This is a genomic window from Micromonospora sp. WMMD558, from assembly GCF_049315255.1.
GTDB lineage: Bacteria > Actinomycetota > Actinomycetes > Mycobacteriales > Micromonosporaceae > Micromonospora.
The window spans coordinates 1,659,357-1,680,039 of record NZ_CP186061.1; the positions used below are offsets into that span (position 1 = coordinate 1,659,357).

At 71.6% G+C, this 20,683-nt stretch carries 22 protein-coding genes; 6 read left to right on the plus strand and 16 right to left on the minus strand.

Going from position 1 to position 20,683, the window contains the following annotated elements; translation table 11 throughout:
- Window positions 1–41 precede the first annotated feature (41 nt).
- The 11 genes from ACN26Y_RS08065 to ACN26Y_RS08115 all read right to left on the minus strand — a co-directional run bounded on the left by ACN26Y_RS08065 (window position 42) and on the right by ACN26Y_RS08115 (window position 11,130).
- Entirely contained in the window at window positions 42–1,499 is a 1,458-nt protein-coding gene (locus ACN26Y_RS08065) for an ATP-binding protein (RefSeq protein ID WP_422734544.1), read from the minus strand.
- Window positions 1,500–1,590: 91 nt separating this feature from the next.
- Window positions 1,591–2,394, minus strand: coding sequence for a glycerophosphodiester phosphodiesterase (locus ACN26Y_RS08070; protein ID WP_155329681.1), 804 nt, complete (start codon window positions 2,392–2,394; stop codon window positions 1,591–1,593).
- 13 nt (window positions 2,395–2,407) lie between these two features.
- Entirely contained in the window at window positions 2,408–2,743 is a 336-nt protein-coding gene (locus tag ACN26Y_RS08075; RefSeq protein WP_155329682.1) for a rhodanese-like domain-containing protein, read from the minus strand.
- A gap of 30 nt (window positions 2,744–2,773) precedes the next feature.
- Complete coding sequence (locus ACN26Y_RS08080) at window positions 2,774–3,709, minus strand: LCP family protein (RefSeq protein ID WP_230689152.1); 936 nt, start codon at window positions 3,707–3,709, stop codon at window positions 2,774–2,776.
- 193 nt (window positions 3,710–3,902) lie between these two features.
- Window positions 3,903–5,117: an LCP family protein gene (locus tag ACN26Y_RS08085; RefSeq protein ID WP_155329684.1), complete on the minus strand. Its 1,215-nt coding sequence runs from the start codon at window positions 5,115–5,117 to the stop codon at window positions 3,903–3,905.
- A 218-nt stretch (window positions 5,118–5,335) separates the two neighbouring features.
- On the minus strand, window positions 5,336–6,589 hold the full coding sequence (locus ACN26Y_RS08090; protein ID WP_155329685.1) for an LCP family protein: 1,254 nt from the start codon (window positions 6,587–6,589) through the stop codon (window positions 5,336–5,338).
- A gap of 76 nt (window positions 6,590–6,665) precedes the next feature.
- Entirely contained in the window at window positions 6,666–7,643 is a 978-nt protein-coding gene (locus tag ACN26Y_RS08095; RefSeq protein ID WP_155329686.1) for an NAD-dependent epimerase/dehydratase family protein, read from the minus strand.
- Window positions 7,644–7,780: 137 nt separating this feature from the next.
- On the minus strand, window positions 7,781–9,454 hold the full coding sequence (locus tag ACN26Y_RS08100; protein WP_155329687.1) for a solute symporter family protein: 1,674 nt from the start codon (window positions 9,452–9,454) through the stop codon (window positions 7,781–7,783).
- Window positions 9,432–9,800, minus strand: coding sequence for a DUF485 domain-containing protein (locus ACN26Y_RS08105; RefSeq protein ID WP_155329688.1), 369 nt, complete (start codon window positions 9,798–9,800; stop codon window positions 9,432–9,434). Before ACN26Y_RS08105 ends, ACN26Y_RS08100 begins: the two co-directional genes overlap by 23 nt.
- A 209-nt stretch (window positions 9,801–10,009) precedes the next feature.
- Window positions 10,010–10,693, minus strand: coding sequence for a flavin reductase family protein (locus tag ACN26Y_RS08110; RefSeq protein WP_230689153.1), 684 nt, complete (start codon window positions 10,691–10,693; stop codon window positions 10,010–10,012).
- Between the two features lie 212 nt (window positions 10,694–10,905).
- Complete coding sequence (locus tag ACN26Y_RS08115) at window positions 10,906–11,130, minus strand: hypothetical protein (RefSeq protein WP_155329689.1); 225 nt, start codon at window positions 11,128–11,130, stop codon at window positions 10,906–10,908.
- Window positions 11,131–11,320: 190 nt separating this feature from the next.
- Here ACN26Y_RS08115 and ACN26Y_RS08120 point away from each other — a divergent pair, with 190 nt between their 5' ends.
- Together ACN26Y_RS08120 and ACN26Y_RS08125 are read left to right on the plus strand one after the other, a co-directional pair.
- Window positions 11,321–12,106, plus strand: a complete 786-nt coding sequence (locus ACN26Y_RS08120) for a helix-turn-helix domain-containing protein (protein ID WP_155329690.1) — start codon at window positions 11,321–11,323, stop codon at window positions 12,104–12,106.
- On the plus strand, window positions 12,103–12,291 hold the full coding sequence (locus ACN26Y_RS08125; RefSeq protein WP_155329691.1) for a DUF397 domain-containing protein: 189 nt from the start codon (window positions 12,103–12,105) through the stop codon (window positions 12,289–12,291). The genes ACN26Y_RS08120 and ACN26Y_RS08125 overlap by 4 nt, the downstream gene beginning before the upstream one ends.
- A 105-nt stretch (window positions 12,292–12,396) precedes the next feature.
- On the opposite strand, the gene ACN26Y_RS08130 is transcribed toward ACN26Y_RS08125, so the two are convergent.
- On the minus strand, window positions 12,397–12,888 hold the full coding sequence (locus tag ACN26Y_RS08130) for an SRPBCC family protein (protein ID WP_155329692.1): 492 nt from the start codon (window positions 12,886–12,888) through the stop codon (window positions 12,397–12,399).
- 235 nt (window positions 12,889–13,123) lie between these two features.
- Between ACN26Y_RS08130 and ACN26Y_RS08135 the strand changes: the two genes are divergently transcribed.
- Complete coding sequence (locus ACN26Y_RS08135) at window positions 13,124–13,777, plus strand: NYN domain-containing protein (protein WP_155329693.1); 654 nt, start codon at window positions 13,124–13,126, stop codon at window positions 13,775–13,777.
- 7 nt (window positions 13,778–13,784) lie between these two features.
- Here ACN26Y_RS08135 and ACN26Y_RS08140 read toward each other — a convergent pair whose 3' ends face one another.
- Both ACN26Y_RS08140 and ACN26Y_RS08145 read right to left on the minus strand, forming a co-directional pair.
- Window positions 13,785–15,476 (minus strand): ABC transporter permease, encoded by a 1,692-nt coding sequence (locus tag ACN26Y_RS08140; RefSeq protein ID WP_422734545.1) that lies wholly within the window; start codon window positions 15,474–15,476, stop codon window positions 13,785–13,787.
- Entirely contained in the window at window positions 15,461–16,225 is a 765-nt protein-coding gene (locus ACN26Y_RS08145; protein WP_155329695.1) for an ABC transporter ATP-binding protein, read from the minus strand. Before ACN26Y_RS08145 ends, ACN26Y_RS08140 begins: the two co-directional genes overlap by 16 nt.
- A gap of 138 nt (window positions 16,226–16,363) precedes the next feature.
- On the opposite strand from ACN26Y_RS08145, the gene ACN26Y_RS08150 reads away from it, so the two are divergent.
- The 3 genes from ACN26Y_RS08150 (at window position 16,364) to ACN26Y_RS08160 (ending at window position 18,561) form a co-directional block, all read left to right on the plus strand.
- Window positions 16,364–17,185 carry a hypothetical protein gene (locus tag ACN26Y_RS08150; RefSeq protein WP_422734546.1) on the plus strand — a complete coding sequence of 274 codons (822 nt, stop codon included), beginning with the start codon at window positions 16,364–16,366 and terminating at the stop codon, window positions 17,183–17,185.
- A 64-nt stretch (window positions 17,186–17,249) separates the two neighbouring features.
- Window positions 17,250–17,750 carry a SigE family RNA polymerase sigma factor gene (locus ACN26Y_RS08155; RefSeq protein ID WP_422734547.1) on the plus strand — a complete coding sequence of 167 codons (501 nt, stop codon included), beginning with the start codon at window positions 17,250–17,252 and terminating at the stop codon, window positions 17,748–17,750.
- A complete protein-coding gene (locus ACN26Y_RS08160) occupies window positions 17,743–18,561 on the plus strand; it encodes a hypothetical protein (protein WP_422734548.1) in 819 nt (272 codons plus the stop codon). Before ACN26Y_RS08155 ends, ACN26Y_RS08160 begins: the two co-directional genes overlap by 8 nt.
- Before the next feature lie 36 nt (window positions 18,562–18,597).
- Here the strand turns inward: ACN26Y_RS08160 and ACN26Y_RS08165 are convergent, their stop codons facing one another.
- Together ACN26Y_RS08165 and ACN26Y_RS08170 are read right to left on the minus strand one after the other, a co-directional pair.
- Entirely contained in the window at window positions 18,598–20,256 is a 1,659-nt protein-coding gene (locus tag ACN26Y_RS08165) for a cation acetate symporter (RefSeq protein WP_422734549.1), read from the minus strand.
- A 1-nt stretch (window position 20,257) separates the two neighbouring features.
- Window positions 20,258–20,647 (minus strand): hypothetical protein, encoded by a 390-nt coding sequence (locus tag ACN26Y_RS08170; RefSeq protein WP_155333992.1) that lies wholly within the window; start codon window positions 20,645–20,647, stop codon window positions 20,258–20,260.
- Window positions 20,648–20,683: the final 36 nt, after the last annotated feature.

The following is a 20,683-nucleotide window of genomic DNA, read 5'->3' on the forward strand; positions in this document are numbered from 1 at the left end:
CGTCGACACCGTCGCCCCTCCACACCCCCCGCCACCGCCGGTCACCCGCGGGGCAGCCGCACCTCTGCGACCGTACCGCCACCGGCCTTCGGTCGAAGGGATACCCATCCATTCTGTTGTTCAACGATCCGGCGGACCAGATAGAGGCCGAGCCCCGCGCCGGGAAAGCGGCGGCGGTCACCGGACTCGCCCTGCCAGAACCGGTCGAACGCGCGCTCCACGTGCTCGGGGCGGACGCCGATGCCCTGGTCGGAGACCCGGAAGGAGACGGTCTGCCCGTCGGCCCCGGCGCTGATGCCGATCGGGGTGCCCGGTGGCGAGTACTTGCCGGCGTTCGTGCACAGCTCGGTCAGCACCGTCGCCAGGCTCGCCCGGTGGCCGAGCACCTTGGGTAGCCCCGCCGGCAGGTCCAGCGTGATGCGGTGGCGCAGCTCCGCCGGAAGGTCGGCCACCGCCGTGCACAGGGCGTCGTTGAGGTCGTACGGGGCCGACGGCTCCTCACCCGGGCCCGCCTCGGTCGCCGAGGAGAGCAAGCGGTCGACGAGGCGGGCCAGCTCGTTGGCGCGCTGGCCGATCACGCGGGCGGCCATCCGCCGGTCCGCGTCGCCCAGCGACTCCCAGTGGTCGTTGAGGGTGTCCGCGTACCCCTTGATGACGGTGACCGGGGTCCGCAGCTCGTGGCTGGTGACCGCCACGAAGAGGTCCCGGTCGTTGTCACGGCGCTGCTGGTCGGTGGTGTCGCGGAAGGTGACCACCCGCAGCGTGCCGGGGCCGGGCAGCTCGCCCGAGGTGACCCGCAGCCAGCGGCCGTCCGGCAGCCGGTGGTCGAGCACCTGTCCGGGCGGGGGGAGGGGGAACGGCAGCGGCTGGTTGAGCGCGTCGGCGGCGGGACGGCCGGTCACCTGGGCGGCGGCCGGGTTCCAGAGCCGGACGTGACCGTCGCGGTCGACCACGGCCAGCCCGTCGGCCATGGCGGCCACCACCGGGCCGTCGCCGTGCACCGGCAGGCCGCTCTGGTCGCCGTACATGTGGGCGATGCAGGAGGCGACGTAAGTGACGACCGCGTGCTGGTCGGTGCCCGGGCCGTCGCCGTCGGAGGGGTAGAGGGCGTGCAGGCTCCCCACGGTGAGCCCGCCGATCTCGGCGCGGGACGCGACCATCCGGTGCAGGCCCCGGTCGGCCAGTTCGGCGCCGAGCCTGCCGGTGAGCCGGTCCACCCGGATCTGCCGGACGCGGGGCCCGGAGAGCAGGCAGGCGATGTCCGGGTCGTCGGCCGGAACGGGTCGGCCGATGGTCCAGTCGACGGCGCCGGTGGCGGCGATGATCCGGCCGCCGGTGGGTGCGAACTCGACGAACGCCACACCGGCCGCGCCCAGCGCGGACTGGGTGACCCGGAGCAGTTGGGTGAGGACCGGAAGGCCGGCGTCCCCAGAGTTGATCATCTCGATGACCACCGTGTGCCCGGCGATCAGAGCGGGAAGGTCCGTACGCTCCGGCATGCCCCGAGTGTGCCCCGCCGCGCGGATCTCCGGACACCCCCGTCCGGCCGGCGTAGAGCGTTAAGAAGGGGCCCTTCTACTACCGCAGGCGTTAAGAGGGGGCCCTTCCTTGCACGCGGGCCAGGGCTTGGGTCGGGCGGTCGGTGATGATGCCGTCCACCCCGGCGGCCAGAACCAGGTCCAGGTCGGCGGGGTCGTTGACGGTCCAGACGTACACCTGGTTGCCGGCCGCGCGCAGTGCCGGCACCAGGTCCGGGCGGGCCCGCACCAGCGCCACGCCGGGTCCGGCGATCCGGGTTCCGAACGGCAGCCGGCCCGGCCGCACCCGGCGGGGCAACATCTCCAGCAGCAGCACGGTGGGCAGCGCGGGGGCCAGTTCGCGGATCCGGCGGACCGCCAGCAGCGAGAACGACATCACCGTCACCTTGACCGGGTGCTCGGGCCGGGGTTCGGTCAGCCCGTACCGGCGCAGCAGCGCGACGAGCCGCCGTTCGACGTCCCGGCCGTACCGGGAGGGGTGCTTCGTCTCCACCAGCAGCCGGACCGGCCGGTTGGCGGCGAGGACCGCGTCCAGCAGCCGTTCCAGGGTGAGCAGCCGGGTGTGCGACTCGTCGAGCACCTCGTCGCCGTCGGCCGGTACGCAGCCCGGGTGCCAGGACCCGAAGTCCAGTGCCTCCAACTCGGCGAGGGTGCGGGCGCTCACCAGGCCCCGCCCGTTGCTGGTGCGGTCCAGGCGACGGTCGTGGACGCAGACGAGGTGACCGTCGCGGGTCAGCCGGACGTCGCACTCCAGCCCGTCGGCACCCTCGTCGAGCGCGCGCAGGTACGCGGCGAGGGTGTGCTCCGGAAGGTCGTACGACGAGCCGCGGTGCGCGAAGACCAGGGGTCGGTCCATGCGTTGCTCTCCGCTACAGGACCCGGCCCGGCTGCCCGTCCTCGCCGACCACGGGACGCCCGGCCATGGCCCACTCGCCCATCCCGCCCTCGACGTTGCGGACCTGGTCCCAGCCGTTGCGCATGAGGTATGCGACGACCTGGGCGGATCGTCCGCCGGAGCGGCAGATGATCGCGACGTCCCGGTCGGTGGGCACCTCCGTCAGCCGGGACGGCAGTTCCATCATCGGCAGGTGGTGGGCGCCGGGGGCGTGGCCGGCGGCCCACTCGTCGTCCTCCCGGACGTCGAGCAGGTACGTGTCGTCGGTGATCTCGGGGATGGTCACGGTGGGTACGCGGGGTCCGAACACGGTTACCAAGCTTAGGGTCTTGGTGGCCCGTCACAACTGCGTCACCCAGCGCGGGTTGGCGCGGGCCCACTCCGGCACCCGGGTGCTCTGGACCGCCTCGAAGAGGCCGGCGCCGCCGTCGTCCAGCACCACGTACGACACCTGGCCGACGGTCTGCGGCCGGGACGGCACCTGGAGCCCGCGCAGGGCGTCGGCCGGCAGGTCGCGCAGCGCGATCACGAGGTCCTCCAGGGGTACGCCGTTGGTGTCCACGGTCAGGGAGTCACCCACGGCGCGGATGACCTGGTCGAGCTTCACCGGGTTGGTCCGCAGCGCGGTCTCGCCGGTCCGGTCCAGGACGGCCCGCAGCAGTTGCTGCTGGTGGGTCTGCCGGTCGTAGTCGCCGTTCGGGAGGCCGTACCGCTGGCGGACGAAGTCCAGGGCGGTGCCGCCGTCCATCTGCTGGCACCCGGGCGGGAAGACCCGGCCGGTGTGGATCGACCGGACCTCGGTGTCGACGCACATGCGGACGCCGCCGAGGAGGTCGATGACCCGGCGGAAGCCGGAGAAGTCGATCAGGGCGGCGCCGTCGAACCGGAGCCCGGTCAGGCGGGCCAATGTCGCGGAGAGCAGTCTGGTGCCCGGCAGTCCGCCGCCGCCGTGCTCGTACGCGGAATTGATTTTGTCCTGCCCGCCGCCGTAGCCGGCGGTGGCGGGGATGGCGACCAGCAGGTCCCGGGGTACCGAGACCAGGTACGCCTCCCGCCCGCCGGCGGGCACGTGGACGATGAGGATGGTGTCCGACCGCCGGTCGGCGGCGCTGCCGCTCCGCCACCGGTCGGTGCCGACGAGGAGGTAGTTGAGGGTTCCGTCCAGGTCGGTGCGTTTCCGGCGGGCGCTCTCGTCGAGCAACTGCTCCTTGACCACGGCCCGGTCGTACCGTTCGGCGATCACCCGGAGGCCGACCACGGTGAGCCCGGCCAGCAGTGCCAGGGCGAGGCCGGCGCGGAGCAGGAGTCGGGGCCGGCGGGGCGGTCCGGACCGGACGCCCGCGCCGGCCCGCTCCCGTCCATCCCCCGACCTGGACGTGGTTCCTCCCCGCCACCCGCACGCGAATTCTCTTCACGTCAGGCTACGGTCCGGAGCGCCCCCACCGGGCCGGTTCGGTGAAACCCCCCGGTCACTTCCGGGTGGAGAGCACCTCCGGGTTGGCGACCACGAAGTCGGCCAGCCGGTCCTCCTTGACGGCCCGGAACATCTCCAGCGTCTGCTCGCTGAGCGACTCGCGGTTGTTGCCGTTGCCGTTGAAGGTGCCGCCGTTCGTCCGCAGCATCGTCAGGTCGCTGCCGGTGACCCCGCGCATGGTGAAGATGAAGTCGATGACCGGTACGCCGCCGGTGTCCAGCACGAACGCGTCGCCGGCCGCGTCGATCAGCTTGCTGATCTTGGTTGGGCTGCTCAGCGTGCCGTTCTGGGTCGCCTTCTTGGCCATCGCCTTGATCAGTTGCTGCTGGTTCTGCTGCCGGTCGTAGTCGGCGTTCTTGAGGCCGTACCGCTGGCGGGAGTAGTCCAGCGCCGCCCAGCCCTCCATCTCCTTGCAGCCCTTCTTGTGCACCACCGGGGTCATCGGCTTGCCGGTCTTCTTCGCCTCCGCGTTCCACATCGGCTTGCCGTCGACGTACACCATGTGGTGCGACTTGACCTCCTGGCTGACACAGATGCGGACCGAGCCCAGAGTGTCGATGATGCGCTTGAAACCGCCGAAGTTGATGATCGCGGCACCGTCGAAGCTGATGCCGGTCATCTGCTTGATCGTCTGAGCGGTCAGCTGCGCGCCGCCCTCCCAGCCGCCGCCGTTGCGGGCGCCGGCCTGGAACGCCGCGTTGATCTTGTCCACCCCGCCGTGGAACCCGCTCTTCGAGAAGGCCGGGATCCGCACCTCGGTGTCGCGGGGAATCGAGATCAGGTACGCCTGGTCGTGGGTCGCCGGGATGTGCAGCACGATGATGCTGTCCGCCCGCACGTCGTCGGGTGCCCACGACTGCCGTGCGTCCACCCCGAGCAGCAGCATGTCGATCGGGCCGTCGAGGTTCGCGCCGCCCTCCGCGCCCGACTTGCCGGCGTCGCCGAGCAGGTTGCGCTGGTCGATGTTGCCGGTGGCCTGGGCGATCATCACCTTGCCGCCGACGATCGCGACACCGCTGGTCAGCATCAGGACGGCACCGAAGATCAGGGTGATGCGCGCCCACAGCGGGTCCTTGCGGCGACGCTTGCGGCTGGCGGGGGTGGTGGGCGGACGACCCTTCCCGGGCTGCGCCGGAATGGTTGCGGACATCCGGGCCGACGCGTGGGGGGCATCCAGCGACGGCGGGCGACCGCTGGTCTGAACCGGCATGCGTGCTCCAGTTCGTGATCGGGGGCGGGATCACTGTACGGACGCTTTCCCGTCCTGGCGAGTTCACCCCACGGTCAAATGCCGTTATCCAGACCGCCCGATGGATAAATCGACCGAACGGAGGGGTCGGAAACGACCGGTCGACGGCTGGCACCCGGCATCAGGGATGCTCAGCCGCCGACCGGTGACGACCGCCGTCGATGCGGCGGGTGGCGCGGTCAGTTGCCGCCGTCGCTCTTCTGGTTCGCCTTGACCCAGTCCGTCATGGTGTCCCTGGCCATCGCCTGGTACATGGAGAGCGCCTTCTCCCGGTCCGAGACCACCACCGACTCGCCGTTGATCGTCTGGCTGCCGTTGTGCGGGCTGGTCACGAACGTCAGGTTCTCCCCGCGCAGGTTGCGGAACTGCACCGCCATGTCGACCAGGGAGAAGCCCTCGTCGACGGTGACCGCGGCGGTAACCGCCTTCAGGAAGTTGTTCAGCTTGACGGGGTTGGAGAGCGTCCCGGTGCTCGCGGCCTTGTCCATCAGCGCGCGGAGGAACTCCTGCTGGTGCCGCATCCGGTCGAAGTCGCCGTTCGGGAACTGCTTGCGCTGCCGGATCCAGTCCAGCGCCTCCGCGCCGTCCATGTGGTTGACGCCCTTGGTGAACGTCCGGTACGGCTTGTGGATCGAGGTGACCGTCTTCTCCACGGTCAGGTCGACGCCGCCGAGCGCGTCGGTGACCTGCTTGAAACCGGCGAAGTCGATCGCCATCACGTGGTCGAGCCGGACGTCGGTGAAGCACTCCACGGTGCGTACGGCCAGGGGCAGGCCGCCGAACGCGAACGCCGCGTTGATCTTCCCGCGCCGACCCGAGCCGCAGTCCGCGTTGGCGCTCTCCGGGATCGGCACGTACAGGTCACGCGGGATCGACACCAGGTAGGCCTGCTGGTGGTTGCTCGGGATGTGCATCACGATGATCGTGTCCGCGCGCCACTTGCTGGCCTCGTTGACCGGGGCGTCCGGGTCCCGCGAGTCGCTGCCGACCATCAGGATGTTCAGCGCGCCGTCGACCGCCTTGGCCGGCCGGCCGCCGGTGATCTGCGAGAACGGGTCGGTGCGCCCCAGGTCCTCGTTGAGGCCACGGGCGTAGAACCAGGCGCCGGTGCCGCCGAGCAGCGCGAGCACCAGCACCGCGATGCCGGCCACCAGACCGATCCGGCCCCAGCGCGGGCGGGGGTCACGGCGCCGGGGGCGGCCCGAACCGTCGTCGCCACCGCCGAAGTCGCCGGGTCCACCGGGGCCGACGGGGCCACGGGGGCCACCCCCCGACGGTTCGTCGTGGTACGAGGGATACCACTGCGTCTCGGTCGACCGGGCGCGTCCAGCCGGGCCGGAGCCCGGCACCGGGGCGCGCCCGGCACTGCGGTGAAGCCGGTGGACACCCCCGGTGTGCGGAAGCGGGAAACCGGCGGGCGTGGTCGCTGACATGTAACTCAGGGTACGTACGTCCGGCCAGTGTCGCCCTGAAGCGGAGCCGGCGTCGCCACCGCCCGTCGCCGGCTGGTTACCCCAGCCGCTCGCGGAAGTACGCGATCGTGCGCCGCAGACCCTCCTCGGGCGCGACCCGCGGCTCGTATCCGAGCAGTTGCCGGGCGAGCGTGAGATCGGGGCGACGCATCTCCGGATCGTCGGCGGCGCGGGTGATGTAGGTCACCTCGGAGCTGCTGCCGCAGAGTGACACGATCGTCTCGGCCAGTTGTCGCATGCTCATCTCGTGCTCGGTGCCGCAGTTGATCGGCCCGGTCTCCGTCGAGTCGAGCAGCAGCAGGATGCCCCGCACCAGGTCGTCGACGTAGCAGATCGAGCGCGTCTGGTTGCCGGTGCCGTGCACGGTGATCGGCTCGCCGCGCAGCGCCTGGGAGATGAAGGTCGGGATCGCCCGCCCGTCGTCCGGACGCATCCGCGGCCCGTACGTGTTGAAGATCCGGACGATCGCGACGTCCAGCCCCCGGCTGCGGTGGTACGCCATGGTGGCGGCCTCGGCGAACCGCTTCGACTCGTCGTAGACGCTGCGGACGCCGATCGGGTTGACGTTGCCCCAGTACGTCTCGCGCTGCGGGTGCTCCTTCGGGTCGCCGTACGCCTCGGAGGTGGACGCCATCAGGAAGCGCGCGCCGTCGGCGACCGCCCGCTCGAGCAGGTGCAGGGTGGCGACCGAGCCGACCCGCAGGATCTCCACCGGCAGCTTCTCGAAGTCGGTGGGGCTGGCCGGCGAGGCCATGTGCAGGATCGCGTCGAACCGCTCGGCGAACGCGGGGTGGTGGGTCGGCAGACCGTCCGAGATGTCGGCCTCGACCAGCGTGAAGGTCGGCGTGTCGGCCAGATGGGCGACGTTCTCCTTCGACCCGGTGACGAAGTTGTCGACCGCGACCACCGTGCAGCCCCGGCCGATCAGGACGTCGACCACGTGCGACGGCACGAAGCCGGCGCCGCCGGTGACGAGGATGCGGTGACCGGACCCGAAGCGCTGCACGACCTTCATGCCGGTCAGCCTACCGACCGGCCCGGCAGGTGACCCGACAAGGAAGGGCCCCCTGTTAACGCCTCGCGTTGTACAGGGGGCCCTTCTTATCACGCACCGAGCAGGCCGGCGCTCGTCGCACGGCCCACCCGGGGTGGTCAGTGCGCGCCCGCCCCGGTGAGCGAGCGCACCTCGAGTTCGGCGTACTTGTCCTCGTCGCGCTCCTTGGAGAGCACCGTGCCGAGCCATCCGCACAGGAAGCCGAACGGGATGGAGAGGATGCCCGGGTTCGACAGCGGGAACCACTGCCAGTCCTGCTCGGGGAACATCGCGGTCGGCGCCCCGGAGACCACCGGGGAGAAGAACACCAGGAAGACCGCGGCGAACAGGCCGCCGTAGATCGCCCACACCGCGCCGGAGGTGTTGAACCGCTTCCAGAACAGGCTGTAGAGGATCGCCGGCAGGTTGCCCGATGCCGCCACCGCGAAGGCCAGCGCCACCAGGAAGGCGACGTTCAGGTTCTGCGCGAAGATCGACAGCACGATCGAGATCGCGCCGATCACCAGCGCGGAGATCCGCGCGACCGTCACCTCCTGCCGCTCGGACGCCGTCCCGTCCTTGATGACGTTGGCGTAGAAGTCGTGCGCCAGGCTGGACGAGGAGGCGAGGGTCAGTCCGGCCACCACGGCGAGGATGGTGGCGAAGGCGACCGCCGCGATGACCGCGAGCAGGGTGGCCCCGCCGAGATCACCGCCGAGGAAGTCGACGCCGAGCGCCTCGGCCAGTTGTGGCGCGGCCGTGTTGCCGGCCCGGTCCTGCGCGGTGATCGCCTCGCCGCCCACCAGCGCCGCGGCGCCGAAGCCGAGCGCCAGGGTGAGCAGGTAGAAGGTGCCGATGATGCCGATCGCCCAGAGCACGCTCTTGCGGGCCGCCTTCGCCGTCGGCACCGTGTAGAAGCGGATCAGGATGTGCGGCAGGCCGGCCGTGCCGAGCACCAGCGCGATGCCGAGCGACAGCAGGTCGATCTTGTTGTAGAAGGTCTGCGTCGAGTTTCCAGCCACCTCGACGCCGTAGCGCAGCCCGGGTTCCAGGAAGGCGCTGCCCTTGCCGGACGACTCGGCCGCCTGGCCCAGCAACTCCGACAGGTTGAAGTTGAACTTGGCGAGCACCAGCACGGTCATGATCAGCGCGCCGCCCATCAGCAGGAACGCCTTGACGATCTGCACGTACGTGGTGCCCTTCATGCCACCGACCGTCACGTAGATGATCATCAAGGCGCCGACCATGATGATCGTGGCGATCTTGGCGGCGTCCGCGTCCATGCCGAGGAAGGTGGTTCCCGGCCGGATGCCGAGCAGCAGGGCGACCAGGGCGCCGGCGCCGACCATCTGGGCCAGCAGGTAGAAGATCGAGACCGTGATGGTGGAGACCGCCGCGGCCGTGCGGACCGGGCGCTGCCGCATCCGGAAGGCCAGCACGTCGGCCATCGTGTAGCGACCGGAGTTGCGCAGCAGCTCCGCCACCAGCAGCAGCGCCACCAGCCAGGCGACCAGGAAGCCGATCGAGTAGAGGAAGCCGTCGTAGCCGTACAGGGCGATGATGCCGGCGATGCCCAGGAACGACGCCGCCGACATGTAGTCGCCGCCGATCGCCATGCCGTTCTGGAAGCCGGAGAAGGACCGGCCGCCCGCGTAGAAGTCGGTGGCCGTCTTGGTCTGCCGGCTGGCCCAGATCGTGATGGCCAGCGTCACCGCCACGAAGATCAGGAACAGCGTGATGGTGAGGTTCCGGGCGGTGGTGTCGCCCGCCTCAGCCGCGAGGACCGTGTTCATGGGTCACCTCCCCGATCTCGGCGCGGATCCGGTCGGCGACCGGGTCGATCTTCCGGTCGGCGTACCGGGAGTAGAGCCAGGCGATGAGGAAGGTGGAGACGAACTGCAGCAGACCGAAGACCAGGGCGACGTTGATGTTGCCGACGACCTTCGTGCCCATGAAGTCCCGCGCGTACGCGGACAGGATCACGTAGAGCGCGTACCACAGGAAGAACGCGACGGTCATCGGGAAGACGAAGCCGCGCAACGCGCGTCGCAACCCGGCGAACTCGTCCGACCGCTGTACGGCCAGATAGCGTTCCGCCGCCGACTCGGCGGGGGCGGACGCGGGTGTGTCCGTGGACATCTGTGGATCACCACCTTCACAGGCATCGGGGAGTTTCGCGCACGGTAAGGAGCGCACTCCCGACCCGGGAAGCGTGAGATCGGCGTCGGTCGACGGTTGCGCCGAACGGCACGATGGCTGCGCCGAGTGACCTGGCTCACTCCGGTGACCGGTCGGCGCCGGGGGCCGGCCGCGGTGCCGGTGGTCACCTCCGAGCGGCGGCGACCTGGTCAGGTCAGCTCGCGGTACCGGCCCCGGTAGTGCAGCAGCGGGTCCGTCTCCTCCGCCAGCTCGACCGTCTCGATGGTGGCGTCCACCAGCAGACCCCAGCCGTACTCCCGGGCGTCGTCGAGCCGGCAACCGACCCAGCCGCCCGCGTCCGACGGCACCGGGCCGTAGTCGGTCTGCGTCCAGGTGCCGGTGGCGAACAGACCGCCGGGGGACGGGAAGAGCCCGGCGAACCGGTCCGCGAGCTGCCGGTGCGACGGATTCAACGGCGCGACCGCGAAGCGGCCCGCCTCCTCCACCGCCGCCCACAGGTCGGCCTCCGGGTCGATCAGGCCGAGCAGCCGGTCCGGCTCGCCCTCCGCCACCAGCGTGGAGGAGACCGTCAGGCCCGCCGGCCCGGGCGCCGTCCACAGTGTCACCGGCGCCGCCAGCCGGCCACGCAACCGGCGTACGGGAGAGCGCCGGTCCACCGGTACGGCGAACGGGTCGGTGTGGTGGATCTCGGCACCCGGCTCATGATTCACGTGGAACATTCTGCCGTCCCGGGCCCGCGCCCAACCCAGGAAGCGCTCGTGCAGCCCGGTCGGCGGTGCGTGCCCGTTGAGCTGCGCGAGATGGGCGGACGCCTCGGCCATCAGCGTCCCCAGGTAGATCAGCAGAGCCGGGCGGTCGTGCCGATACTCCACCAGCAGCGCCAGCCGTGCCGGTTGGCACGGCCAGTGCGCACCGCACGCCCGGCACCGCCACAGCGGCCGCATCGCCACGTGCGGCACGTACCGATTCACCGCCGCCCCGCCGGGTGGGGCTGGTTGCGCGAGATCTTGGAGATTTTCGGCCCCTCCGGGGACCGCTTCCTTCCAAGATCTCGGCGGGGAGCGGCCGGGAATGCGGATGGTGGTCACCAGCGACCGCCGTTGGCCCGCCAGGTCTGCGCCGGGGTCAGCCAACCGGCCCGGCCCGGTCGTGGCAGGGCCACCGTCGGCCAGGTCGCCCAGGCTGGTGGCACCGTGGACCGGGCGGGGACCGGGTCCGGCACCGTCGCGCCCGGCACGCCGGTCGGCACCGGCCGGCTCCTCATCCGGTACGACCCCAGCGCGGCGTTCCTCCGGAACGGTCTGAACACGGTGGCCTCCTTCAGGTCGGGGGCCACCCCGACCGGGGGATTGACCGGGGCGGCCCGACGCAGGACCGGCCGCCGGGTCGTCGCCTCCACCGGCCGGGCCGCGCACTCTCCACCCTGGACTCGGCTCGGGCGGGGGAGGATGCCAGGGCTTACTACGCAACGCAGCCGCGTACTTACGGGAGACGTAAGGATGAACGTCGACATGTGGATCCGGGCGTTGAAGGCGGCCCGGGCGGGTGCCGAGGTCTCGCAGGAGAGCCTGGCCGCGCTAATCAAATGGAGCCCGTCCACCGTCGCCGCCATCGAGACCGGCCGCCGCCGACCGACCATGGAGTTCGCCGTCGCCGCTGATCAGGCCCTCGGCACCGGCGGCCTCCTCGCCGAACTCTTGAAGGCTGCGGACCGGGAGCGGGGACCCTCGTGGTTTGCGCCTTGGCGCGGCTATGAGCAGCAGGCGGTGCGCCTGCGCGCCTTCGAAGCATGTCTGGTGCCCGGTCTGCTCCAGACAGAGGCGTATGCGCGGGCGGTCATTTCGGCCGGCGGCCTACATTCGCCGACGATGGTCGACGAACTGATCGCGGTTCGCATGGAGCGGCAGCAAATCCTGCAGCGGGACGAGCCGCCCCATCTCGTCTTCCTGCTCGATGAGGTGGCCGTCCGCCGGCCGGTAGGCGGGCCCCAGGTGCTCGAGGCGCAACTTGGCCGGCTGCTCGACGTTGCTGACCTGCCGTCTGTGCGACTGCATGTCATCCCGTTGGACGTGGGCGGGCATGTCGGACTCGGTGGCGGTTTCGTGTTGGCCGAACTGCCGGATGGGGACCGGGCGCTCTACCTCGAGAATGCCGCCAGAGGACACGTCATGGACGATCCAGCCTTGATCGGCTTGGTTGATCGCAAGTGGGATAGCCTGCTCGGCGAAGCGTTGTCCACGAGCGCATCCCTGGATCTGATCCGAAAACTGAAGGTGACGCCATGACCACTGCCGACCCTCACTGGCGAACGTCGACGCGTTCGACCGATTCAGGTGGCAACTGTGTCGAGGTGGCGGACAATCTGCCGGGGGTCGTGCTGGTGCGGGACAGCAAGGACCGGTCCGGCCCGACGCTCACCTTCCGCCCCGACGCCTGGCGGTCCTTCCTCGCCGCGACCCGTACCCATTGACCCGCCGTCACCATGATCAAGTGATGTGCCGCTGGTCGGAATCCAGGCGGTCGCTCCAGCAGAGCATCATCTGATCGTGGAAAGGCACCCTGGGACGCGACCGGCTCAGCCGTCGGTGAGTGAGCGGCGGGCCGCCGCGAGCACCTCTGGATCTGTGCAGCCGGCGGCGTAACCGGCGATCCGGCGGCGGATGTCCCGGCCGAGCAGCCACGTGCCGATCCGGTCGGCGACCGGGCGTAGGAACGCCGGGCGGCAGCGGAAGCTGTACCGCCAGGTGGCGACGGTGTGGCCGGGTTCGGGAGCGGGGGCGAACCGCCACCCGCCGGCGAACATCTCGAAGAACCAGGGGCCGCGCACCATCTTCATGCCGACGTTGGTGGGCGGCGCGAACGAGACGTACTCGCTGACCATGACTAGGCCGTGCCGCGAGCGGGTGAACGTCCGTACCCCCTTGCCGGGCCGGGTGGCGCCGCCGACGAAGTGCTGCTCCCGGACGAACGGGTCCCACCGGTAGCGCACCGGCGCGGTGGTCTGCGACACCGCGAAGGCCAGCTCGGGTGGGACCGGGACGGTCGTCACCGCCTCGACGACAGGCATCCCCGCATTCTGGTTGGGTTCCGCAACTCAACTCGCGTCGCCATCTGTCCCCACCGGGGTGACCCCGACGGCTGTACGTCCCGTAGCCGCCCGATCAACCGTCAGTCAGTCAGTGACGATATGGTGCTGATGTTCTCGGACAAAAAAACGGCCCCCGTGGGGGCCGTTCCTGCCGTATCTCTCGGCGTCGTATGGACCCACCATACACCAACGCCGAGAGTCAGGAGAGGTGAACGTGGCGACAGTCGCTGCCTACATCGACGGCTTCAACCTGTACTACGGCATGAAGAACAAGTATGGCCGCAGGCACATGTGGCTCGACGTCGTTGAGCTCGTTCGCCAGCTCAGACCCAAGGACACCGTGACAGCCGTCCACTACTTCTCGGCGATCGTGAAGAACGAGCCCGTCGCCGCTCAGAACCAGACCAGCTACATCGACGCCATGAAGGTCCGCAACGGAGACCTGTTGCACGTGCACCTGGGACGATTCAAGGAGCGGACGATCAAGGACTGCCGCCGGTGCGGCAAGAGCTACACCTGCAGTTGCGGCCGGCAGTACAGAAGCTATGAGGAGAAGGGGACGGACGTGGCACTCGGTGCCATGATGGTCGCCGACGCCGCTCTCCGGATCGCCGACACCACCCTGCTCGTCAGCGCCGACACCGACCTCGCCCCCGCGCTGGCCACCGTTAAGGCGGTCAATCCCGACCAGCGGATCTACCTCGCAATGCCTCCCGGGAACACGCGGGCCTCGAATCACCTGACCCGAGTCGGCAACCTCGGCCAGTTCTTCATCCGTGAGCGGGCCCTTCGTGACGCTCAACTACCGAACATCGTCGCGGACGCGGCCACTGGGCAGATCTATGCTCGCCCAGCCAAGTGGAGTTGAACCGGCGTCAGCGGCGTGGCGTCACAGTCGCCAGGAGTTCGGGCTGGCGCCGGTCGAGGACGTCGCCGGCCAGGTACGCGCCGAGCAGTGCCGCGCCCAGCCCGTACGCCGCACCGACCGGCAGGGCCAGCCAGAGCCACACGTCGCCGAGGAGCGCGGCGGCCACGACCATCGGGACGGCGGCGGCCGCCGAGGCGAGCATCGACAGCAGGGTCAGGAAGCTGCGGGCCACCCCGGCGCCGGTGTTGAGCGCGAACGGGTTGCTCGTCTCGGGCAGCGCGTACGCCCCGAGCACCGACAGGAACGTGTTGACCGCCAGCCCGGCGCCGTACGTGGCGAGCAGGCTGCCCGCCGTCATCCCGATCCAACCCGGCTCGCCCAGGATCAGGGCCAGCACGACGGAGATGACCACGACCAGCGGAAGCACGTAGATCGAGAAACCCGCCATCCGGGCGCGCAGCTCCACCTTGCCCGGTACGCCCGCGACCAGGTGCGCCGCGTACGCGCTGCCGTCGAAGCCGAACTGGTTGGCCAGGGTCACCGCGGCGAGGACGCCGACGAACAGCATCGACAGGCTCACCAGCACCGGGGAGGACGTGTCCGGAGCGCCGAAGCCACCCGTGCCGTCGACGAGGTTCGACCCGCCCAGGTTGACCATGGCCGGCACGAACAGGCCGACCACCCCCAGCGTGACGAGGTTCGCCCGCCGCCGGGCGTCCCGCCACCAGTACCGCGCCTCCCGCGCCACCAGCGCGCCGAACCGGTCCCGCGGGAGCCAGCCGAGCGCGCGGGGGAAGAACTGCGCGACCGGGGTGCCGCTCGTCTCCGGCTGCCGGGTCGGGGCCTTGCCGCTGCTGGCCGCGCCCACCATCGCCGACTCCAGGGAGCGGGACCACCAGGCCAGCAGCGCCACCACGGCGAGCGCGGTGATCAGCAGCTTCACCGGCGCCGCCCACACCCGCCCCTGCGCGACGTCGATGCCCGCCGTCCAGGGCGCACCGAACGGCGTCCAGCCGACCACGGTCGCCACCGAGGCGAACCGGTTCCAGTCCGCGTCGCGGAGCGCGGCCGTCGCGGCCAGTTGCAGCGGGCCGAGCAGCGCGGCGACCACGGCCAGCAGCACGGCGGCCAGGTCGCGGACCCGGCGGGACCGCAGCATGGTGGCGAACGCGCTGGTGACCGCTCGGGCGGCGGCGACGCAGAGCAGCAGGCCCGCCACCACCCCGACGGCCTGCACCAGGGCGGCCGGCCACCCGCCGAGCGCACCGGCGGTGACGATCAGGCCGGAGAGCGCCAGCAGCACGGCGACCGTCGGGACGCTCACCAGCGCCGCCGCGAACAGGCCGGTGACCAGGGTTCGGCGGGACAGCGGCAGCAGCGCGAACCGGGCCGGGTCCAGCGTCTCGTCGACACCGAAGAAGACCAGCGGCAGCAGCAGCCAACCGAGCACCATCAGCCCGCCGCCGAACGCGGCGACGAGCAGCGCGTACCGTTCGGCGTCGGCGAAGCCGGGGGCGGCGAAGAGGAAGAAGCCGGTCGCGGCGAACCAGAGCCCGACCAGCGAGCCGACCACGAAGAGGGCGATCCGCCAGCCCTGGCCGCGGAAGTTGTTGCCCATCACCCGCAGCTTGAGGCGGACGAAGTGCCGGGCGGACACCCGCCGCGCCGGCGCGGCGGAGCCCGTCACTGCGACAGCCACGCCAGCTCCTCACCGGTCGCGGTACGCCCGCCGACGACCTCCACGAAGACCTGCTCCAGCGAGCGGTCCCCGCGAACCTCGTCCAGCGTGCCGACGCGCTTGATGGTGCCCGCGGCGAGGATCGCGACGTGCGAGCAGAGCCGCTCGACGACCTCCATCACGTGGCTGGAGAACACGACCGTCCCGCCTCCGGCCACGTACCGCTGGAGGATGTCCCGGATCAGCGCCGCCGACACCGGGTCGACCGCCTCGAACGGCTCGTCCAGCACGAGCAGCCGGGGCCCGTGCAGCAGCGCGCAGGCCAGGCCGATCTTCTTCTTCATGCCGGCCGAGTAGTCCACCACCAGTGTGCGGCCGGCGTCGCCGAGGGCCAGCACGTCCAGCAGTTCCGCCGCCCGCTGGTCGACCACCGCCGGGTCCATGCCGCGCAGCAGACCGTGGTACGCGAGCAGCTCCGCGCCGCTCAGCCGGTCGAAGAGGCGTACGCCGTCGGGCATGACGCCGAGCAGTTGCTTCGCGCGGACCGGGTCGGCCCAGACGTCCTGCCCGAGCACCCAGGCGCGCCCGCTGTCCGGCCGGAGCAGGCCCACCGCCATCGACAGGGTCGTCGTCTTTCCGGCACCGTTCGGGCCGAGCAGGCCGTAGAACGAGCCGGCCGGCACGTCGAGGTCGACGCCCGCGACCGCCACCTTGTCGTCGAAGCGCTTGACGAGACCGCGCAGCGCGAGGGCGGGGTGCTCACCAGTCATGCGTCCGACCGTATCCGGCGGCGGCCAGCGGATCGCTCCCGCGCAGGGATGATCCACCGTCATCCCTGGGGCGTACCCGTGCAACCCGCTGGTCGCGCCGTGCGTAAGAAGGGCAGGAACTGGACGAAGGGGCGAGGTATGAACGCGGACGACGGGCTCGGCGGACTTGAGGAGCTGTTCCGGAACCCCACCGGGCAGATGGGCCGGCGGGGTCGGCGTGCGCGCCGTACCCGGATCGCCGCCGGTGTCGCCAGTGCCGTCGCCGTCGCCGCGGTCGTGGGCGGCGCGGCGGCCGTGGCGGGGCGACCCGTCGCCGCGCCGCCGCTGACACCAGCCGCGGACGCCCCGGCGCCGAGCGTGTCCCCACGTCGGACCACCGAGCCGAGTCCCTCGGCGGACGGGCCGACACCGTCGCCCTCGCGATCCGGCACCGCCCGGCCGAGCACCGGCACGCCGCCCCGGCCGGTCCCGGCGCGGGCGATGCTCCAACTCGCCGACCTGTCCGACGATTTCCGGTCCCTCAGGAGCGACGTGGGCGGCGACTGGCCGCTGGAGTGGCTGGCGGGCCACTGCCGCGACACCTCACCCCCGCTGCTCGTCGGCGAGGTGGACCGGCGCGACGTACGGTACGACTCGCCGACCGACGTGGTCATCGAGCGGGTGACCCGCCATGCCGGCGATGCCGCCGTCACGGTGATGGGCAACGCGCGCCGGTCCGTCGCCGGCTGCGTACCGACCCGTCCGGACGACTCGCTCACCGTCCTGGCGGAGGGGCTGGGTGGCGCCGAGTCGCTGCTGGTGGGCTCGGTCATCGAGGACGAGCCGGGCCGCCTGCTCCTCGTCCGCCAGGGCGACCTGGTGGCGCAGGTCCGACTGGACGGCCGCGCTACCAGGGCCGAGGCCCGGTCGTACGCGCGGGCGGTGGCGAGCCGGCTCTGCGCCGGGACCGACGCCTGCTGACAACCGTGCAACCGGCCCTCCCCGTCGCGTGTGACAGGAGCAGGATCTCGGAGGGAGGGGCCGGGTGGCTGGGGACGAAGGGTTCGAGGAGTTCTACCGCAGCACACGACACCGGGTCGTCACCGTGCTGTACGCGCTCGGCGGTGACCTGACCGAAGCCCAGGACGCCGCGCAGGAGGCGTACGTCCGGGCGTGGCAGCGCTGGACGGTGATCGGCGAGTACGACGACGCCGAGGCGTGGGTGCGGACCGTCGGCTACCGCCTGCTGGTCAACCGCTGGCGCAAGATCCGCAACGGGCTGTCCGCGTACCGCCGGCACGGCCCCGCCCCGGCCACCGGCCCGCCGTCGGAGAACACGGTGGCCCTGGTCGCGGCCCTGCGGCGGTTACCGGCCGAGCAGCGGCAGGCGATCGTCCTGCACCACCTGGCGGACCTGTCCGTCGGCGACATCGCCACCCAGACCGGCACGCCGACCGGGACCGTCAAGGCCCGCCTCGCGCGGGGACGGAAGACCCTCGCCACGCTTCTCGACACCACCCTCCCGGAGGAGGTCAGCCATGCCTGATCCGCTCTTCGCCGACCTGTACCGAGACACCGAGCGTCTGAACTGGGACCCCACCGACGAGGTGCGCGCGCGGGCCCGGCGGCGCACGCGACGTACCCGTGTTGCCGGCGGCCTGGCATGTGCCCTCGCGGTCGCCGCCGTCGCGACCGGCGCGGCGGCCGTGGCGGGTGGTCCGGATGCCGGGCCGCCGCTGCCGCCCGCGACGAACGTCCCGACGCCCTCGGTGCCACCCGGCCCGACGGCGGATGCGACTCCCTCCCCGGGGACGCCGACCACGACCCCGTCGGGCACGCCGTTGACGACCAGGACCGGAACGTCGGCGGCCGTCCCGCCCGCGGCTCTGCTGCGGATCGGGGACCTGCCCGCCGGTTACCGGCGCGCGGGTGACGACCTGGACGGGGACTGGAGTCTCGACGCTGCCGCCGCCCTCCGGTGCGCGAACGGTGTTCCGCCGCTGACCGTCCGGCACCGGGCCGAGCGGGGTGTGGTCTTCCGGGCCGACGGCGACCAGGTGATCATCGAACGGGTGCGCCGGTACACCGATGCCGATGCGGAGACGGCGATGGACCGGTTCACCCGGCTGGTCACCGGCTGCCGGCCGGAGTTCTCGATCTGGGAGCGGGACTTCGTCGGTGACGGGTCGCTGCTGGTCGGTTTGGAGACCGAGGGAGTGTGGAGCACTTGGCTCGTGCTGCGCCAGGGTGACCTTGTCGCCGAGGTGTGGCTGGGCAAGCGCAAGGACCTGGAGGGGGCCAAGGTGCTGGCCGATCGCGCCGCGGAGCGGCTCTGCGCCGGGACCGACGCCTGCTGAAGACGTTAATAAGGGGCCCTTCCTCTACCGCAGGCGTTAAGAAGGGGCCCTTCCTTGCAAGCGGAGCGCTTCGGGGGCGTGCAGGCGGAGCATCGTGGCGCCGATGCCGGCCGGGACGCGGCGGCGGGTCGCCATCGACACCGCCACCATCACGGTGAAGGCGAGCGGCACCGTCCAGGCGGCCGGCTGCGCGGTGAGCGTGGCCGGCCAGCCGGACAGCGGCGGCCCGAGCACCGTCACCAGCACCGCCCCGACCGCGGCGCCGCCGCCGGCCAGCACGCCGGCGGCGGCGCCGAGGTCGGTCAGCCCCCGCCACCAGATGCCGAGCACGAGCAGCGGGCAGAAGCTCGACGCGGCGACCGCGAAGGCCAGCCCCACCACCTGCGACACGTCCAGCCCGGACACGTTGAGCGCGAGCACCGCCGGGATCGTCCCGGCGATCACCGTGGCCAGCCGGAACCCACGGACCGAGCCCCGGCCCAGCACGTCGGTCGAGATGACCCCGGCGACGCTGGTGAGCAGCCCGGAGGAGGTGGAGAGGAACGCCGCGAACGCCCCCGCCGCGACCAGCGCGGCGAGCAGCCGCCCGGTCGTGCCGTCGCCGAGCGCCGCGCCGGGCAGCAGGACCACCACCGCGTCGGTCTGCCCGGTGACCAGCAGGTGCGGGGTGTAGATCCGGCCGAGGACGCCGTAGATGGTGGGGAGCAGGTAGAAGGCGCCGACCAGGGCCAGCACGACCAGCGTGGTGCGCCGGGCGGCGGCGCCGTCGGGGTTGGTGTAGAAGCGGACCAGGACGTGCGGCAGGCCCATGGTGCCGAGGAACGTGGCCAGGATCAGCGAGTACGTGGCGAACAGCCCCCGGTCGTCGTCCCCGGCGGTGCTGGGCAGCAGCCAGTCCGCCGCGTCGGTGGCCACCCCGGACACCTCGGGCACGGGGTCGCCGGCCGCGAACGTCAGTTCGTCGCCGGGGCGTACCTCCCGGGTCTGCCCGTCGGGCAGGGTGAGCGTCGCGGGATGCTCGACGACGACGGTGGTCGCGGTCCGGAACGCCGGCCCGTCGGGCGGGGTCACCGCCGGGCGGGCGTCGGCCTGCCACTGCAACGCCAGGAAGATCGCGGGTACGGCGAGCGCGGTCAGCTTGAGCCAGTACTGGAAGGCCTGCACGAAGGTGATGGCGCGCATGCCGCCGAGCGCCACGTTCCCGGTGACCACCGCCGCCACCACGAGGGCACCCACGGGGTACGGCGAGCCGGCCAGCGTGGCCAGCGTCAGGCCGGCGCCCTGCAACTGGGGTACGAGGTAGAGCCACCCGATGAAGATCACGAAGACGGTGGCGAGCGTACGCAGCCACCGGGAGCCGAGCCGCAGCTCGCAGAAGTCGGGCAGGGTGAACGCGCCGGAGCGGCGGAGCGGTGCGGCGACGAAGAGCAGCAGTGCCAGGTAGCCGGCGGCGAACCCGACGGGGTACCAGAGCACGTCGACGCCGTACTTGAGGATCAGGCCGGCGATGCCGAGGAAACTCGCGGCCGACAGGTACTCCCCGCCGATCGCGGCGGCGTTCCAGGTCGGGCTGACCATCCGGGACGCGACCAGGAAGTCCGACGTGGTGCGGGCGAGGCGCAGGCCGTAGAAACCGATGCCGACGGTGACCAGGGTGACCGCGACGATCGCCGGGACGACGTACCCGTTGTCCACCTCAGCGCTCCGGCCGCTGGACCAGGTCGGTGAAGTCCTGCTCGTTGCGCTCGGCCAGCCGCACGTACGCCCAGCCCACCGTGACCAGGAACGGGAAGGCGGCCACCCCGAGCAGCAGCCACGGCAGGTTCACCCCGAGCACGGTGACCCGGCCGACCGAGGGGGCGATGGCGAACAGCCACGGCAGCCCGCCGAGCCCGATCGCCACCACCAGCGAGAGCCGCAGCGCGAGGGAGAGCTGTGCGCGGACCAGGCCTCGGACCAGCGCCTCGCCGACGCGGGTCTGCTGGGCCAGCTCGGTGCGGGTGCGGTCGGTGCGCGTCTCCCGCCGGACCACGTCGGCCAGCACGATCCGGGTGCGCGCCGGCGGCCGCGTGGGTTGGGCCGGCACCCGGCCGGCGTCGTCACGCCCGGGCGACGCCCCGGG